At 64.6% G+C, this 15,839-nt stretch carries 15 protein-coding genes; 5 read left to right on the top strand and 10 right to left on the bottom strand.

Annotation, left to right across the window (positions count from 1 at the left end; translation table 11 throughout):
- The first annotated feature begins 1 nt into the window (after position 1).
- From C7A17_RS09315 to C7A17_RS09295, 5 genes are read left to right on the top strand one after another with little or no spacing between them, the layout of a single operon-like run.
- Positions 2-1,078 (top strand): flagellar hook-length control protein FliK, encoded by a 1,077-nt coding sequence (locus C7A17_RS09315; RefSeq protein ID WP_106737772.1) that lies wholly within the window; start codon positions 2-4, stop codon positions 1,076-1,078.
- Between the two features lie 26 nt (positions 1,079-1,104).
- Entirely contained in the window at positions 1,105-1,575 is a 471-nt protein-coding gene (locus C7A17_RS09310) for a flagellar basal body-associated FliL family protein (RefSeq protein WP_106737771.1), read from the top strand.
- A 16-nt stretch (positions 1,576-1,591) separates the two neighbouring features.
- Positions 1,592-2,326: a FliA/WhiG family RNA polymerase sigma factor gene (locus C7A17_RS09305; protein WP_106737770.1), complete on the top strand. Its 735-nt coding sequence runs from the start codon at positions 1,592-1,594 to the stop codon at positions 2,324-2,326.
- Position 2,327: 1 nt separating this feature from the next.
- Positions 2,328-3,200 carry a flagellar motor stator protein MotA gene (gene motA, locus C7A17_RS09300; protein WP_106737769.1) on the top strand — a complete coding sequence of 291 codons (873 nt, stop codon included), beginning with the start codon at positions 2,328-2,330 and terminating at the stop codon, positions 3,198-3,200.
- A complete protein-coding gene (locus tag C7A17_RS09295; protein WP_106737768.1) occupies positions 3,197-4,138 on the top strand; it encodes a flagellar motor protein MotB in 942 nt (313 codons plus the stop codon). The genes motA and C7A17_RS09295 overlap by 4 nt, the downstream gene beginning before the upstream one ends.
- A 7-nt stretch (positions 4,139-4,145) precedes the next feature.
- Here the strand turns inward: C7A17_RS09295 and C7A17_RS09290 are convergent, their stop codons facing one another.
- The 10 genes from C7A17_RS09290 to glcD form a co-directional block, all read right to left on the bottom strand.
- On the bottom strand, positions 4,146-4,613 hold the full coding sequence (locus tag C7A17_RS09290; protein WP_106737767.1) for a hypothetical protein: 468 nt from the start codon (positions 4,611-4,613) through the stop codon (positions 4,146-4,148).
- A complete protein-coding gene (locus C7A17_RS09285; protein ID WP_106737766.1) occupies positions 4,610-5,446 on the bottom strand; it encodes a winged helix-turn-helix domain-containing protein in 837 nt (278 codons plus the stop codon). The genes C7A17_RS09290 and C7A17_RS09285 overlap by 4 nt, the downstream gene beginning before the upstream one ends.
- Positions 5,447-5,783: 337 nt before the next feature.
- Entirely contained in the window at positions 5,784-6,683 is a 900-nt protein-coding gene (gene lafA, locus C7A17_RS09280; RefSeq protein WP_106737765.1) for a lateral flagellin LafA, read from the bottom strand.
- Positions 6,684-6,948: 265 nt separating this feature from the next.
- The gene (locus C7A17_RS09275; protein WP_003242223.1) at positions 6,949-7,116 is read right to left on the bottom strand and encodes a rubredoxin; all 168 of its coding nucleotides are present in this window, start codon (positions 7,114-7,116) and stop codon (positions 6,949-6,951) included.
- Between the two features lie 113 nt (positions 7,117-7,229).
- Complete coding sequence (locus C7A17_RS09270) at positions 7,230-8,930, bottom strand: L-lactate permease (protein WP_106737764.1); 1,701 nt, start codon at positions 8,928-8,930, stop codon at positions 7,230-7,232.
- A gap of 253 nt (positions 8,931-9,183) precedes the next feature.
- Positions 9,184-11,361 carry a malate synthase G gene (locus C7A17_RS09265; RefSeq protein WP_106737763.1) on the bottom strand — a complete coding sequence of 726 codons (2,178 nt, stop codon included), beginning with the start codon at positions 11,359-11,361 and terminating at the stop codon, positions 9,184-9,186.
- A 73-nt stretch (positions 11,362-11,434) separates the two neighbouring features.
- Positions 11,435-11,833, bottom strand: coding sequence for a heme-binding protein (locus C7A17_RS09260; protein WP_106737762.1), 399 nt, complete (start codon positions 11,831-11,833; stop codon positions 11,435-11,437).
- Positions 11,834-11,907: 74 nt separating this feature from the next.
- Positions 11,908-13,125 carry a glycolate oxidase subunit GlcF gene (gene glcF / locus C7A17_RS09255; RefSeq protein ID WP_106737761.1) on the bottom strand — a complete coding sequence of 406 codons (1,218 nt, stop codon included), beginning with the start codon at positions 13,123-13,125 and terminating at the stop codon, positions 11,908-11,910.
- Between the two features lie 3 nt (positions 13,126-13,128).
- Positions 13,129-14,184, bottom strand: a complete 1,056-nt coding sequence (gene glcE, locus C7A17_RS09250; protein WP_106737760.1) for a glycolate oxidase subunit GlcE — start codon at positions 14,182-14,184, stop codon at positions 13,129-13,131.
- On the bottom strand, positions 14,184-15,683 hold the full coding sequence (gene glcD, locus C7A17_RS09245; protein ID WP_106737759.1) for a glycolate oxidase subunit GlcD: 1,500 nt from the start codon (positions 15,681-15,683) through the stop codon (positions 14,184-14,186). Before glcD ends, glcE begins: the two co-directional genes overlap by 1 nt.
- Positions 15,684-15,839 lie beyond the last annotated feature (156 nt).

Raw genomic sequence — 15,839 nt, 5'->3', positions numbered from 1 at the left:
GATGCTGCAAGCGATCAATCCGAACGCTCAGGTCAGCCTGACGGGTTCTGGCACCGAAGCCTTGCCGGCCGGCTTCGCCCAGGCGCAGGGCGCCGAGGGCGACACGCCGGCGTTCGACCTGCAACTGGCGCTGCGCGGTTTTGCCGCCGCCGAGGCGCAACAGCCGTTGTCACAGAGCAGCACGCCGGTTCAGGTAACCGTCACCGAGGCGGATGCCGAGCAGTGGCTGGCCAGCATGCTGGGTCAGCAGGCCGTGCGTGTCGAGGCGCGCGAGGTCGCCGCGCAGGAGGAGCAGGAACCGGCTGATGAGCCGAGTGAAGTGATCGCTTCGCCTGCACACGCCGACCCGTCGCTGGCGCCGCCGGTCGTGATGACGCCAGCGGCCGGCAGCAGCGCGCCGGCGGTGGATGCAGAGTTGCCGGTTGCCTCGCGTCAGGCGCCAGTGGCCGCGCTGCAGAACGCTTCCCTGAACCTGCCGATGGAGCCGGAGCGCGCTGCGTCGACACAGGTTCTACCGACCCTCGATGCGCCTGATGCCACGCTTCTCGAGCGCTTGCCAGCGAGTGCCGCCGAGGGCGACAAGGTTGCGCCCGCCACGTCCGCCAACCAGCAGACGGCAGCGCAGCCGCTTGCCGCCGAGCGCCCGCTCAAGCTGCATGCACCGCAGGCGCAGTGGGGCGAGCAGATGCTGCAGAGCCTGCGCGAGCACGTCGACCTGCAGATCAATCAACGCATCCAGAACGCCACGATCCGTCTCGATCCCCCCGAGCTGGGCAGCCTGGAAATCTATCTGAGCCACGAGTCCGGCCGCCTCAGCGTGCAGTTGTCGGCGGCCAACGCCGATGTCGTGCGCCTGCTGCAACAGACCAGCGAGCGCCTGCGCCAGGAGCTGGTCGGACAGAACTTCGTGCAGGTCAACGTGCAGGTTTCCGCCGATGCGCAGGGCGGCCGCCAGCAGGGGCAGGCGCAGCATCAGGCCTGGCTCGGCGAGGAGTCGGTACGGGCCGCGCACATCAACGGGGCCGATGACGGTCGCCACAACCCGGATTCGACCAGCGACGTGCTGGTCACCGTCTAACCCTTGCGAGTGAATCGAGAAGTCTCATGACAATGCCGCGGATCATCCTGCTGCTGCTTATCTTCAACACCCTGGTGGTGATCGGCAGCACCGTCTTCAACTACGCCACGTTGCGCTCGATGCAGTCGGGGCAGCCGGTGTTCGGCCTGTCCAGCACCAGCGAGGAGGAGGAAGAGGCCACCAGCGAATACCGTTTCTTCCCCATCGAGAAGGTCATCGTCAGCCTCAAGGGCGATAGCCGCGAGCATTACTTCGTGCTCGATCTGGTGCTGCAGGCCGAGCTCGAAACCGATCCGAAGAAGCTCGAACAGATCGACCCGATGGTGCGCAATTCGGTGGTCGCCCACCTGTCTGCGATGACCTTCGAGAAGCTGCGCGGCATGCCCATCACCGAGTTGCAGAGCACGCTGGAAAGCGCGCTGTTCGATGACTTCGCCAGCAAGAAGCTGGCGATGCCATTCGCCAACGTGCTGGTCAGCAAGCTGATCGTCCAGTAGAGAGCAGACCCTGCCCATGAACGCCACCTGCGCCATCGACTACCGCTATGCCGCCGAACAGGGCGGTGCCGCGCTGTTCGCTCCCGGAGCCGAGCAGAAGTGGCTGTTGCAGTACCTGCCTCTGGTCAAACGCATCGTCAGCCAGCTGGCGCTGCAGGCCAACCAGGTGCTCGACCGCGAGGACATGGAGCAGATCGGCCTGATGGGCCTGCTCGACAGCCTGCGCCGCTATGGCACGCCGGACGAGCAGTTCGGTCGTTTCGCCGCCCTGCGGGTACGCGGCGCCATCCTCGACGAGCTGCGCCGCCAGGACTGGCGCCCGCGCCAGGTGCGCCAGCAGACCCACAAGATTCGCGATGCCATCCGCCAACTGGCGCGGCAACTGGGGCGCGTGCCGCAGGAGGAGGAAATCCTTCAGGCGGCCGGGATCAGCGCCAAGGATTACCAGGAGTTCCTCCAGGCCGACGCCTGCGAGGCCATCGAGAGCCTCGACGAGCTGCTGCAGAACGGTCACGAGGGCTTCGCCTGTGGCGCCAGTGGCGTCGAGGATCGTGTGCTCAAGGAGCGTCTGCTGGCCCAGGCACTGAGTCAGCTCAGCGAGCGCGAGCGCCTGGTGCTGACCCTTTACTACCAACACGAACTGAGCCTCAAGGAAATCGCCCTGGTGCTGGAGCTGAGTGACGCCCGCGTCTGCCAGTTGAGCAAGCAGGCGATCGCCAAGGCCAGTCGTTACCTGAACGAGAGAGGCTAGGGTGCAGAAGTTATTAGGTGCATTGATCATCGTGGCCTGCGTGCTCGGTGGATACGTCATGGCCCATGGTGAACTGGCCATGCTCTGGCAGCCGGCCGAGGTGATCATCATCGTCGGTGCGGGTTTTGGCGCTCTGGTAGTCGCCAACCCCAAGGACGTACTGATCGAGATGCTTCACCAGATCAAGGGTGTGTTCGTCTACAAGAAGCGCGGCGAGGAGTTCCAGCGCCAGTTGCTGATGCTGCTCTATGAGCTGCTGGAAATGGTCGACGTCGGTGGTCTCAAGGTGCTCGATGCGCACATCGAGGAGCCGGAGCAGAGCGATCTGTTCGCCAAGTACCCGCTGATCCGTCAGGAAAAGAACCTGATGGCCTTCATCGCCGACAACTTCCGTCTGATGGCCATGGGCAAGATCAGCGCGCATGAGCTCGAGGGCTTCCTCGAACAGGAGCTCGAAGCCATGGAGCATGTGCTGATGCAGCCGTCGCGCTCGCTACACAAGATCGGCGAAGCCATGCCGGGCTTCGGCATTCTCGCGGCGATCCTCGGCATCGTCATCACCATGGGCAACATCGGTGGTTCGGTGGCCGAAATCGGTGCCCACGTGGCGGCGGCACTGGTGGGGACATTCCTCGGCATCTTCATGTGCTACTGCGTGATGGAGCCGCTTTCCAGTGCCATGGGCCAGCGCATCAAGACCGAGATGTCGGCGCTCGAATGCGTGCGCACCACGCTGGTCGCTCACGTCGCCGGCAAGCCCACGCTGCTGGCGGTGGATGCCGGGCGCAAGCTGATCGAGCAGGACGTCAAGCCGGCGTTCAAGCAGCTGGAAATCTGGGTCAACCGTTACGAAGATGAAAGGGACGCGGCATGAGACCGCGCGGCGGTGACGGCCACGAGATCATCATCAAGCGGCGTGGCAAGAAGGGCGGTCACGACGAGCATGGTGGTGCCTGGAAGGTGGCGTTCGCTGACTTCACCATGGCCATGATGGCGCTGTTCATGGTGCTGTGGATCATCCAGCCGCAGACCCAGGAAGCCAGCCGCGCCAATGCCGACATGATGAACAACCCACTGGTCGATGGTGGTGCCGGTATCTTCGACGGCACCAGCACCACGCCGCTGGATCTCGACGGTGTGCCGGTGCAGGTCAGCCCGCGTCAGGATCGCATCAACCAGGCGCGCACTCCGCAGGAAGATCCGGGGGCCACACTGGGCGAAGGCCAGCCGGGTGAGCCGCGTCGCCCGCACTATGCCGAGCCGGCGCAGATGCAGGAGCTGGCCAAGCTGATGGAACAGCTGGCGCTGCAACTCGATGCCGAGGCCAATATCGAGGTGCAGGTGGTGCCACAAGGGCTGCGCATCCTGATCAAGGACGATGCCCAGCGCTTCATGTTCAGCCGTGGCAGCGCGCGTCTCGATCCGCATTTCGCCACCTTGCTGCAACGCCTGGCGGGCATTCTGGCCAAGGTCGAGAACCACCTGATCATCAGTGGCCATACCGATGCCACGCCCTATCGGGGTGTGGTCGGTGGCTACAACAACTGGAACCTGTCCGGGGATCGTGCGCTGCGCGCGCGCAACGTGATGGTCGAGGCCGGTCTGCCGACCGATAGCGTGCTGCAGGTCACCGCGCAGGCTGACGGCATGCCGCTGTTGCCGAATGACCGGGAGAACGGTGCCAATCGCCGTATCGAACTGCTGCTGCTGACCAGCCAGGCGGAGAGCCTGTATCGCGAGTTGTTCGGTGAGGCGCAGGCGCGGGTGGAATATCGAACCGAAGGTGCCAAGTTCAATGCGCCGGATTCGTAGGGCGGCCTTACAAACCTTGGGCGGGGCAGTAGATCTGGCGGGTTTCCAGGGCGTAGAGGCAGCCTTCGAAACGGGTCAGGCGAATGGTCGAGCCCTTGTGCCGGCCATAGAGCAGATTGAACACCAGCTCGTCATCGGTCTCGCTGGCCAACCCGGTGATCTGGCCGCTTTCGACGCGCAGGCGATAGTTGCCGAGAAAGCCGTAATCCACCACGCCCGAGGTTTCCAGAATGCTGGCGCCCTGGCGGGTCATGGCGTAGAAGCGTCCGTCGCTGACCTGCAGGCTGTGGCTGATATCCAGCACCTGGCCGTTGCTCAGTTGCACCTGGCCGCTGGATTGATAACGACCGTTGAGTTCGGCACTGGAGAGGAAGCTCAGCCACAGCCCGAGCATGCTCAACAGCATGAGTACGGCTGCGGCCAGGACGGCCAGCAGCCAGCCCCGGCTGAGCCCGTTTTGCATGCACTGGCTCATGGCAGGCACCTGCTCAGTTGGGCGTCCGCCACCTGGTTGAGCTGGCTTTCGTGGAGCATCAGCGAGCGCACCGTGCCGTTGTTCTGTAGGCACAGCAGCTCGTAGAAATCACCGCGCAGGCTCAGCACCAGGTTGGCCGGCTTGTCGGCCAGCGCTGTCAGGCGGCTGGTCAGGCCGTGTGTTTGCAGGATCAGCTGTTGCAGTCGTTGCGGCTGCTGGTCGATGTAGCGCACGTTGAGCGTGCCCAGGTTCATCTCGCTGCTGTGCAGGTCTTCCGGCTGGCTGATCTGGTACAGGAAGAAGAACTGCACGATGCCGATCACGCTGAACAGCGAGAGGAGGATGACCCAGGAGGCACGTTGGCGACCATGACGGCGCAGGAAGGCTGGTTGGGGAGCGCTCGACTCGACCTGCTCGGTCACGTCATCGATGTCGTCGATGCTCGTCGGGTAGACCAGGTGGTTGGGGTTGAGCAGGTAGCCGCGGCGGGGCAGGGTCTGGATGATCTCGCGGTTCTTCTCGTCTCCGAGCACCTGGCGCAAGGTGTAGATCTGCTGATTCAGACTGCCCTGGCCGACGACCCGATCAGCCCAGGCATGGCTCATCAGTTCCTCCCGCGACACCACCTCGCCAGGTTTCTGCAGCAGTCGCTCGAGCAGGCGGCTGCCGGAGTAGCCCAGGTCGATCTTCTCCTCGATACCGTTCTTCACCAGCGTGAGTTGATACAGCGCCGGATAGAAGTGCGCATAGCAGTCGCTGCGCCCAGTCTTGATGACCGGACAGGCGTTGCTGCTTCCCGACTCGGCGGGCGGCATATCGGGGCTGGAGTTCATGCGATCCTTGAAACGAACGGTATTCCCGTGGGGAACATTCCGGGGCGATAAGTGGTCGGCATTCTGGCGCCAGGGAAATTCAGTGGCAAGTCTTGTGCCAGCGTAGCGCGGCTCTCGTCACGATGCCGAATGTGCTATCGGCTGATACTTGCCGTTCTGTATGGCACTTTGACGAGTGCAGTGAGTATCAGCGTAGCCGCCCGATCATGCGCGGTGAAGACGACGGTTGATCAGCGGTCCGATGCAGGGCGGGGTGGCCGAGCGGCCATGCAAAACGCCCCGCAGAGGCGGGGCGTTGAGGGGGTGGCGCAATCCGTTGCGCCTGGATGACGCGGGATCAGCCCAGCAGGGACATGACCATGCCCGGCATCTGACCGGCTTGCTTGAGCATGGAGATGCCCGACTGCATCAGCATGGAGTTCTTGCTCATGTTGGCGCTTTCCTTGGCGAAGTCAGCATCCATGATGCGACCTTTGGCCATGTCGGTGTTGTCCTTCATGTTGTTCAGGTTGTTGGCGGTGTGGTTCAGGCGGTTGATGTTTGCACCGAACTGGGCGCGCAGTTCACCGATGCTGTCCAGTGCATCGCTCAGGGTGTCGATCATGCCATTGGCAGCGCTACCGTCGGCGCCAGCGATCTCGGTACCCGGAGTGGTGCTGTCCGGAGTGGCGTACTGAGCGGACAGGCCGTCCAGAGCGGTGGCCAGGTCGGTCAGCGGAGTGCTGACGTCCAGGGTCAGGGTTTCAGCGGCGCTGGCGCCGATCTGGAAGTCCATGGCAGCGCCGAACTTGCCGGCAGAACCGTCGGTGGTGGTGCCGTCGCTGAACAGGTTCTCGCCAGCGTACTTGGTGTTCTTGACGATATTGCCCAGTTCCTGACCCAGTTGGTCGTATTCGGACTGCATCGCGTCGCGATCTTTTTCGCTGGCAGTGGCGTTGGCCGCTTGGGTGGCCAGGTCTTTCATGCGCTGGACGATGTCGGTCATCTCGGTCAGCGCGCCTTCGGCGGTCTGCAGCAGGGAGATGGAATCACCGGTGTTGCGGATGGCTACGTCCATACCACGCGATTGAGCGTTCAGACGGGTAGCGATCTGCAGGCCGGCGGCGTCGTCGGCAGCGGAGTTGATGCGAAAGCCAGTGCCCAGGCGCTGCTGGTTGGTGCCCAGTGCATTGTTGGTCTTGGACAGGTTGGTCTGAGTGATCAGCGAGGAGTAGTTGGTATGAATCGACAGAGCCATGATGGTATTCCTTCAGTTGAGTGAAGCTGGCTGTGATTGCCTGCTGTAAGTGAAGGGCGACCGGCTTCTGGCGCTGATTAAATGGCGTTGGCAGAATTTTTTGCTGCACCTGCGGCGATGGTACGGACTGCCATGCGTAGGGTGCGCTGTGCTCACCGGCTGTTGTACTGGCGACTCGTGGTGCGCGCGGCGCACCCTGCGGGGCGTCGCGCCAAACAAAAACGGCGACCCTAGGGTCGCCGTTTTTGCTGGAAACGAAGCGTGATCAGCCGATCTCGATCATCTCGAAATCCATCTTGCCAACGCCACAGTCGGGGCACAGCCAGTCTTCTGGCACGTCTTCCCAGCGGGTGCCCGGGGCGATGCCGTCATCCGGCCAGCCCTGGCTCTCGTCGTAAATCAGTCCACAGACCACGCATTGCCACTTCTTCATATAACCCTCAGGCGTATCTCACGGTAGTGCGCGACGAACGCTACCGTAATTGAACCGGTGCGCCAAGCGGGCGGGCGACGATCGTCACCCGCCAGGGGCCAACCAAAGTCGGGTCAGCCAGCGCCCATCAGCGGATCGCTGACGCCCATCACGTACATGGCGAACAGCGCGATGCAACCCGCCATGATCAGGTAGTAGAGGGTCGGCAGGATGGTCTTGCGCAGGGTGATGCCTTCACGCCCGAGCAGGCCGACCGTGGCCGAGGCGGCCACCACGTTATGGATGGCGATCATGTTGCCTGCCGCCGCGCCGACCGACTGCACCGCTACCATCATCGCTCCGGATACGCCGATCAGTTCCGCCGCATTGAACTGGAACTGCGACAGCATCAGGTTGGACACGGTGTTGGAGCCGGCGATGAAGGCGCCCAGTGCGCCCACGGCCGGGGCGAAGAAGGGATAGACGCTGCCGACGCTGTCGGCCACCAGCTGCGCCATGGCCACCGGCATCGACACCAGGTCGCTGCCATTGACCCCTGAGTTGATCAGGATACGCACCATGGGAATGGTGAAAATGAGTACGAAGCCGGCGCCGAGCAGGGTCTTGCTCGATTCGCCGACTGCCGCCTTGAGCTCGGAGAAGCGCATGCGATGCAGGAAGAAGGTGATCAGCACCACGATGCACAGAATGCCGCCCGGCAGGTACAGCGGCTCGATGGTGCCGGATACGCCGGTTTCACCGAGGATGTTGCTCCAGCCGAAGCTCAGGCCGAGCATCGCCGCCTTGACCTCCGGGAAGGTACGCGACACCACCAGGAAGATCGCCAGCAGCAGATAGGGCGCCCAGGCCATGGGCACCGAGATGGGCGCCTTGCCGGCTACCTCCTCGAGCTTCATCTCGATCTTGCCCATCCACTCGGCGGGCCAGTCTTTGGCGTCGGCGAAGTCCCAGGTTTCCTTGGGCAGCAGGAAGCCGGCCTTGGCGGCAGGAATGACAATGGCCAGACCGACCAGGGCGCCAATGATCGAAGGGAATTCCGGGCCGAGGAATACGCCGGCCGCCATGTACGGCAGGGAGAAGGCGAAGGCGGTGAAAATGGCGAACGGCGCGATGGCCAGGCCTTCCTTCCAGCTTTGATTCTTGCCGAAGAAGCGCGTCATGATCATCACCATGATCAGCGGCATCAACAGGCCGATCAGGCCGTGGGTGATCGCCACCCGCGAATAGATCAGATGGAAGAAGGTGTCCCAGGTGCTGCCGGTGGCCGCCAGTTGCGCGGTGAGCCCGCTCTTGTCCAGGCCTGCGCCAACGCCGACCAGAATCGGCGTGCCGACCGCGCCGAAGGATACCGGCGTCGATTGCACCAGCATGCCCAGCACTACTGCGGCCAGCGCCGGGAAGCCCAGGGCGACCAGCAACGGCGCAGCGACTGCTGCCGGAGTACCGAAGCCCGAAGCGCCTTCGATGAAGCAGCCGAACAGCCAGGCGACGATCAGGGCCTGGACTCGGCGGTCAGGGCTGATATTGGCAAAACCACGGCGAATCGCGGTGATGCCGCCGGAATGCTTGAGCGTATTGAGCAACAGAATGGCGCCGAAGATGATCCACAGGATCGCGGCGGTGAGGATCAGTCCCTGCAAGCTGGAGGCAATGACTCGGTTGAGCGACATGTCCCAGGCCAGCAGGCCGATCAGGGCGGTGAGAACGAACACCAGCGGCATTGCGTACTTGGCCGGCCAACGAAAGCCGATCAGCAGCACACCCGCAAGCACCAGTGGCACGAAGGCCAGGATGGACAGCAGCGTTTGACTCATGGGTTGGTTCCTTCTTTTTCTTGTGAACCAGAATTTTCCGGGGGTAACCCGGCGCCACGCATCTGGAAGGGCCGGGCGCCACGGCACCGACCTTTCCGCGAGCAGCGGCGGCAGGGATCACCCACCGCCACGCTCATGCTCGAAAGCCCCGACGGCTAGAAACCGTCAGGGCTTGTTACTGCTCAGTGGGAGGGGCTTTAGCCGCGAGCTTTTTGTAGTTGGTTTGTCGCGGCTAAAGCCCCTCCCACATTACTTAGGCCTCCTGCTTGAAGCGCAGTCGCCAGGCATGCAGCAGCGGCTCGGTATAGCCGGACGGCTGCTCGCGGCCCTTGAACACCAGATCACTGGCGGCGCGGAAGGCGTGTGATTGTTCGAAGTTCGGTGCCATCGGGCGGTAGGCCGGATCGCCGGCGTTCTGCTCGTCGACCACCTGTGCCATGCGTTGCAAGGTCTCGCGCACCTGGGCCTCGTTGACCACACCGTGGTGCAGCCAGTTGGCGATATGCTGAGCCGAAATGCGCAGGGTGGCGCGGTCTTCCATCAGGCCGACGTTGTGGATATCCGGCACCTTGGAGCAACCCACGCCCTGCTCGACCCAGCGCACCACATAACCGAGGATGCCCTGGCAGTTGTTATCCAGTTCCTGCTGGATGTCGCTGGCGCTCCACGGCCGCTCGGCGCTGACCGGCACGCTGAGCAGGTCATTGAGCAGGCTGTCGCGCTGGCTGGTCAGGTCGATCAGTTCCAGTTCGCTTTGTACCGTCTGTACGTCGATCTGGTGGTAGTGCAGGGCGTGCAGCACGGCGGCGGTCGGCGAGGGTACCCAAGCGGTGTTGGCACCGGCTTTCGGGTGGCCGATCTTCTGCTCGAGCATGGCTGCCATCAGATCCGGCATGGCCCACATGCCCTTGCCGATCTGCGCCTTGCCGCGCAGGCCGCAGGCCAGGCCGATCAGCACGTTGTTGCGCTCGTAGGCCTGGATCCAGGCGCTGGATTTCATGTCGCCCTTGCGCAGCATGGCGCCGGCTTCCATCGCCGTGTGCATTTCGTCGCCAGTGCGGTCGAGAAAGCCCGTGTTGATGAAGGCGACCCGCGCGCTGGCGGCTTCGATGCAGGCCTTGAGGTTGACGCTGGTGCGCCGCTCCTCGTCCATGATGCCCATCTTCAGGGTATTGGCCGGCATGCCCAGTAGTTGCTCGACGCGGCCGAACAGTTCGTCGGCGAAGGCGACTTCGAAGTGGCCGTGCATCTTCGGTTTGACGATGTAGACACTGCCGGTGCGCGAGTTGCCGCGTCGCTGCAGATCGTGCATGGCGATCAGACTGGTGACCACCGCATCGAGGATGCCCTCGGGAATCTCATGGCCCTCGCCGTCGATGATCGCCGGGTTGCTCATCAGGTGCCCAACGTTGCGAATGAACAGCAGTGAACGACCGTGCAGGGTCAGCTCGCTGCCATCGGCGGCGGTGTAGGCGCGATCAGGATTGAGGCGGCGGACGATGCGCTTGCCGCCCTTCTCCAGTTCCTCGGCCAGATCGCCTTTCATCAGGCCCAGCCAGTTGCGGTAGACCACCACCTTGTCGGCGGCGTCGACGGCCGCCACGGAGTCCTCGCAGTCCATGATGGTCGACAATGCCGCTTCCATCAGCACGTCCTTGACGCCCGCCGCATCGGTGCGGCCGATGGGGCTGCTGGCGTCGATCTGGATCTCGAAATGCAGGCCGTTGTTCTTCAGCAGCACGGCCGATGGGGCGCTGGCACTGCCCTGGTAGCCGATGAATTTCTCCGGCTGTGCCAGGGCGGTCTGCGCGCCGCTGCCCAGCGTCACCTGCAACTGGCCGGCGACCACGGCATAGGCGCTGGCCTCGGCGTGTGAGCCCTTGGCCAGCGGCGCGGCCTGATCAAGAAAGGCTCGGGCGAAGGCGATCACCTTGGCGCCGCGCACCTCGTTGTAGCCCGGCCCTTTGCTCGCGCCACCCTCTTCGCTGATCGCATCGGTGCCATACAGGGCGTCGTACAGCGAGCCCCAGCGTGCGTTGGCAGCGTTCAACGCGTAGCGTGCGTTCATCACCGGCACCACCAACTGCGGGCCTGCCTGGCTGGTGATCTCGCTGTCGACGTTGGCGGTGCTCGCTCTGACCTGCTCTGGCTGTGGCACCAGGTAGCCGATGGTGCCGAGGAAGGCGCGGTAAGCGTTCATGTCGCGGATCGGGCCGGGATGGGCACGATGCCAGGCATCCAGCTCGGCCTGCAGGCGGTCGCGTTCGGCCAGCAGCGCACGGTTGCGTGGCGCCAGGTCATGCACCAGTGCATCGAAACCGCTCCAGAAGGCGCTGGCTTCGATACCACTGCCGGGCAGCACTTCGCTCTCGATGAATTGCTTGAGTTCGGCGGCCACCTGCAGGCGCTGACATTGCACGCGTTCGGTCATTTCCTGTTCTCCTGTCTGTTCGCTTCCGTCTCCCTTTGGGAGAGGGTCATCTGTTGGCGGCTACGCCGCATGTTCAAAGGGCTGCGATGCCTGCCTTGGCCACCTGTGCGTCCTGGTCGGCCTTGACCCCGGAAACGCCGACGGCGCCGATCACCTGGCCGTCCACCAGCACCGGCACACCGCCTTCCAGCGAGGTCAGTAGCGGCGCGCTGACGAAGGCGGTACGACCGCCGTTGACCATGTCCTCGTAGCCCTTGGTTTCGCGGCGGCCGATGGCGGCGCTGCGGGCCTTCTCGGTGGCGATGTAGGCGCCGATCGGCGCGCAACCGTCGAGACGTTCCAGGGCCAGTGGGTGGCCGCCGTCATCGACCACGGCGATGGCCACGGCCCAGCCCTGTTGCTGCGCTTCGCTACGGGCCGCCTGGAGGATCTGGCTGACTTCGCTTTGGCTGAGTACGGCTTTGTGTTGCATGGCATACCTCGTGTTCTTGGTTTTCTCCCCTCTCCTATTTATGGGAGAGGGGCCGGGGGAGAGGGTTCAGGCTTTTACGCCATCGCCTCCTCGACGATTTCGATCCAGTGCCGCACTGGCGTACGTCCGGCGCTGTCCAGATGGGTCTGGCAACCGATATTGGCGGTGACGATGGCATCTGGTTTACCGCTTTCCAGGGCATTGAGCTTGTTGTCGCGCAGTTGCCTGGACAGCTCTGGCTGAGTCAGTGAATAGGTGCCGGCCGAGCCGCAGCAGAGGTGGCCATCCGGCACCGCCGTGAGGCCGAAGCCGAGGCGCGTCAGCACGCCTTCAACCGCGCCGCCGAGTTTCTGTGCGTGCTGCAGGGTGCAGGGGCAATGGAAGGCCAGGCGTTGTTCGGCGCGCACCTGCAGCTGTTCCAGGGCCTCGCCCTGCAGCACCTCGACCAGATCCTTGGCCAGGGCGCTGACTCGTGCCGCCTTGCTGGCGTAGGCCGGATCGCCGGCCAGCAGGTGGCCGTAGTCCTTGACGAAGGCGCCGCAGCCGCTGGCGGTCTGCACGATGGCCTCAATGCCGGCTTCGATGGCCGGCCACCAGGCGTCGATGTTCTGACGTGCACGTTGCAGGCCGGCTTCCTGGGCATTGAGGTGATAGTCCACGGCGCCGCAGCAGCCGGCCTCGTGAATCGGCGTGACGCTGATGCCGAGGCGGTCGAGCACGCGTGCGGTGGCGGCGTTGGTATTGGGCGACAGCCCTGGCTGCACGCAGCCTTCGAGCATCAGCACACGGCGTGCATGCTGTGTGGTCGGGCGTGGCTTGGTCGGGCGGATCTCGCGCGGCAGCTTGGCCTTAAGGGCGCCCGGCAACAGCGGGCGCAGGGCCATGCCGGCCTGGGTCAGCGCCTTGAACAGCGCCGGGCGCGGCACCACGGCGCGTAGACCCTGGCGCAGCAGGCGCTCGTTCAGCGGCCGCGGCACTGCCTGCTCGACCACTTCGCGGCCGATATCCAGCAGGTTGTGGTACTGCACGCCGGACGGGCAGGTGGTTTCGCAGTTGCGGCAGGTCAGGCAGCGATCCAGGTGCTGTTGGGTCTTGGCCGTGACCTCGTTGCCTTCGAGCATCTGCTTGATCAGGTAGATGCGCCCGCGTGGGCCGTCCAGCTCGTCGCCGAGCAGTTGATAGGTCGGGCAGGTGGCATTACAGAAGCCACAGTGCACGCAGGAGCGCAGGATGCGTTCGGCTTCCTCGGCGCGCGGCAGGCGCTTGGCCTGTTCACTCAGATTGGTCTGCACGTCTTATACCTCGGCGTACATGCGGCCAGGGTTGAAGATGCCCTGGGGGTCGAGCTGGTTCTTCAACTGGCGCTGGTAGCGCAGCAGCATTGCTGCCAGCGGCTGGAAGGGTTGGGCGTGACCAGCGGCGAAGCAGGTGGCGTGGCCGCCGAGCTTGGCCGTCACGCGCTGGATCAGCTCGCCATCGGCGTCGGATTTCAGCCAGCGCTGCGCGCCGCCCCAGTCGATCAGCTGGCGGCCGGGCAGGTCGAGCAGGCCGCTATTGGCCGGCAGCGACAGGCGCCACAGCGTGCCGCTGGCGCTGAAGAACGGCAGGCGTTGCTCGCGCAGCTCATGCCAGTAAGCGTTATCGATCTCTTCGCCACCCAGGCGTTGGCGCGCTGCTTGTACCGAGCCTTCGCCCCCTTCCAGGCGCAGGTGCAGCGCCGCACCGTCATGGCTGGCGGCGCTGATCGGCAGCGGCTGCTGACCCCATTCGGCGAGTTTGTTCAGCGCGTGCAGGGCATCCACCTCCAGGCGCAGGCTCAGTGATTGGCGCGGCTTGGGCAGCACCTTGAGCGACACCTCGGTGAGCAGGCCGAGGCAACCGAAGCTGCCAGCCATCAGGCGCGACAGGTCGTAGCCGGCGACGTTCTTCATCACCTCGCCGCCGAAGCGCAGCAGCTTGCCCTGGCCGGTGATCACGCGGGTGCCGAGCACCTGGTCACGCACCGAGCCGGCCCAGGGGCGGCGCGGGCCGGACAGCCCGGCCGCGACCATGCCGCCGAGGGTGGCGCCATCGCCCAGGTGCGGCGGCTCGCATGGCAGCATCTGATTGTTCGCCTCCAGCGCCGCCTCGATCTCGGCCAGCGGCGTACCGGCGCGGGCGCTGAGTACCAGCTCGGTGGGGTCGTAGCTGACGATGCCGCGGTGCTGGCGGGTATCGAGCACCTCGCCGGGCGTGGCGCGACCCAGATGGGCCTTGCTGCCGCTGCCCTGGATGCGCAGCGGGGTGGCGCTGTTCAGCGCGTGGTTGACCTGTTCCAGCAATGCGGCGCTGGCGTCGAAATCATGCGACATCAGAAACGCTCCAGTTCCGGGAAGGGCAGTTGGCCGTGGTGCACGTGCATGGCGCCGAACTCGGCGCAGCGGTGCAGGGTGGGGATGTTCTTGCCCGGGTTGAGCAGGCCACTCGGGTCGAACGCCGCCTTCACCGCATGGAACAGGGTGATCTCGTCGCTGTTGAACTGCGCGCACATCTGGTTGATCTTCTCGCGGCCCACGCCGTGCTCGCCGGTGATGCTGCCGCCGACCTTGACGCACAGCTCGAGGATCTTGCCGCCGATGGCTTCGGCGCGCTCCAGCTCGCCGGGCACGTTGGCATCGAAGAGGATCAAGGGGTGCATGTTGCCGTCGCCGGCGTGGAACACGTTGGCCACGCGCAGGCCGTATTCTTCGGACAGCTCGGCGATGCCGCGCAAAACGCCGGGTAGCTCGCGGCGCGGGATGGTGCCGTCCATGCAGTAATAGTCCGGCGAGATGCGACCGACTGCGGGGAAGGCGTTCTTGCGCCCGGCCCAGAATTTCACCCGCTCGGCCTCGTCGCGGGCCAGGCGTACTTCGGTGGCGCCGGCCTTTTCCAGTACGCCGCGCACGCGCTCGCAGTCGTCGGCCACGTCGGCTTCCACGCCGTCCAGTTCGCACAGCAGGATGGCCTCGGCCTCCACCGGGTAGCCGGCGTGAATGAAGTCCTCCGCCGCTCTGATCGCCAGGTTGTCCATCATCTCCAGGCCGCCAGGGATGATGCCGGCGGCGATGATGTCACCCACGGCGCGGCCGGCCTTTTCCACCGAGTCGAAGGCCGCCAGCAGCACCTTGGCTACCTGCGGCTTGGGCAGCAGCTTGACTGTCACCTCGGTGACGATGCCGAGCATGCCCTCGGAGCCGGTGAACAGCGCCAGCAGGTCGAAACCGGGGGCGTCCAGGGCATCGCTGCCGAGGGTCATGAACTCGCCCTCGACGGTGAGGATGTCCACCTTGAGCAGGTTGTGCACGGTCAGTCCGTACTTCAGGCAGTGCACGCCACCGGCGTTCTCGGCGACGTTGCCGCCGATGGAACAGGCGATCTGCGAGGACGGGTCGGGGGCGTAGTAGAGGTCGAAGGGGGCGGCGGCCTGGGAAATCGCCAGGTTGCGCACGCCGGGCTGGACGCGGGCGAAGCGGGCCTCGCGATTGATCTCGAGAATCTGGTTGAAGCGCGCCATCACCAGCAGGATGCCCTGCTCCAGTGGCAACGCACCGCCGGACAGGCCGGTGCCGGCGCCGCGTGCTACCACCGGCACGCCACGAGCGTGGCAGAGCTTGAGCAACTGCTGCACCTGCTCGATGCGTTCGGGCAGCACCACCAGCATCGGCGTGGTGCGGTAGGCGGAAAGGCCGTCGCACTCGTAGGGCTTGAGGTCTTCGTGGGTGTGCAGGATGTCGAGGTCGGGCAGGCGCTGGCGCAGCTCGGCGAGCAGCGCGTCCTTGTCGACCCTGGGCAGCGCGCCGTCGACACGCTCGTCATACAGAATGCTCATGGCAGGCTCATGGCTCGTGTTGTTGTTATGGAGACTCAGGCTGCGACCATGGGCTGCACGCGCATCTGCGTCCACCCTATTCGGTGCTGGTATGACCAGTTTCTTTCACCAGGCTTTCACACGCTTTCAGCCGAAAGGCTTATGCTCTGTGGCCTA

It is taken from the genome of Pseudomonas mendocina (assembly GCF_003008615.1).
GTDB lineage: Bacteria > Pseudomonadota > Gammaproteobacteria > Pseudomonadales > Pseudomonadaceae > Aquipseudomonas > Aquipseudomonas mendocina_C.
Note: the sequence above shows the minus strand (reverse complement) of the source record. Positions and strands in the feature narration are given on the sequence as shown.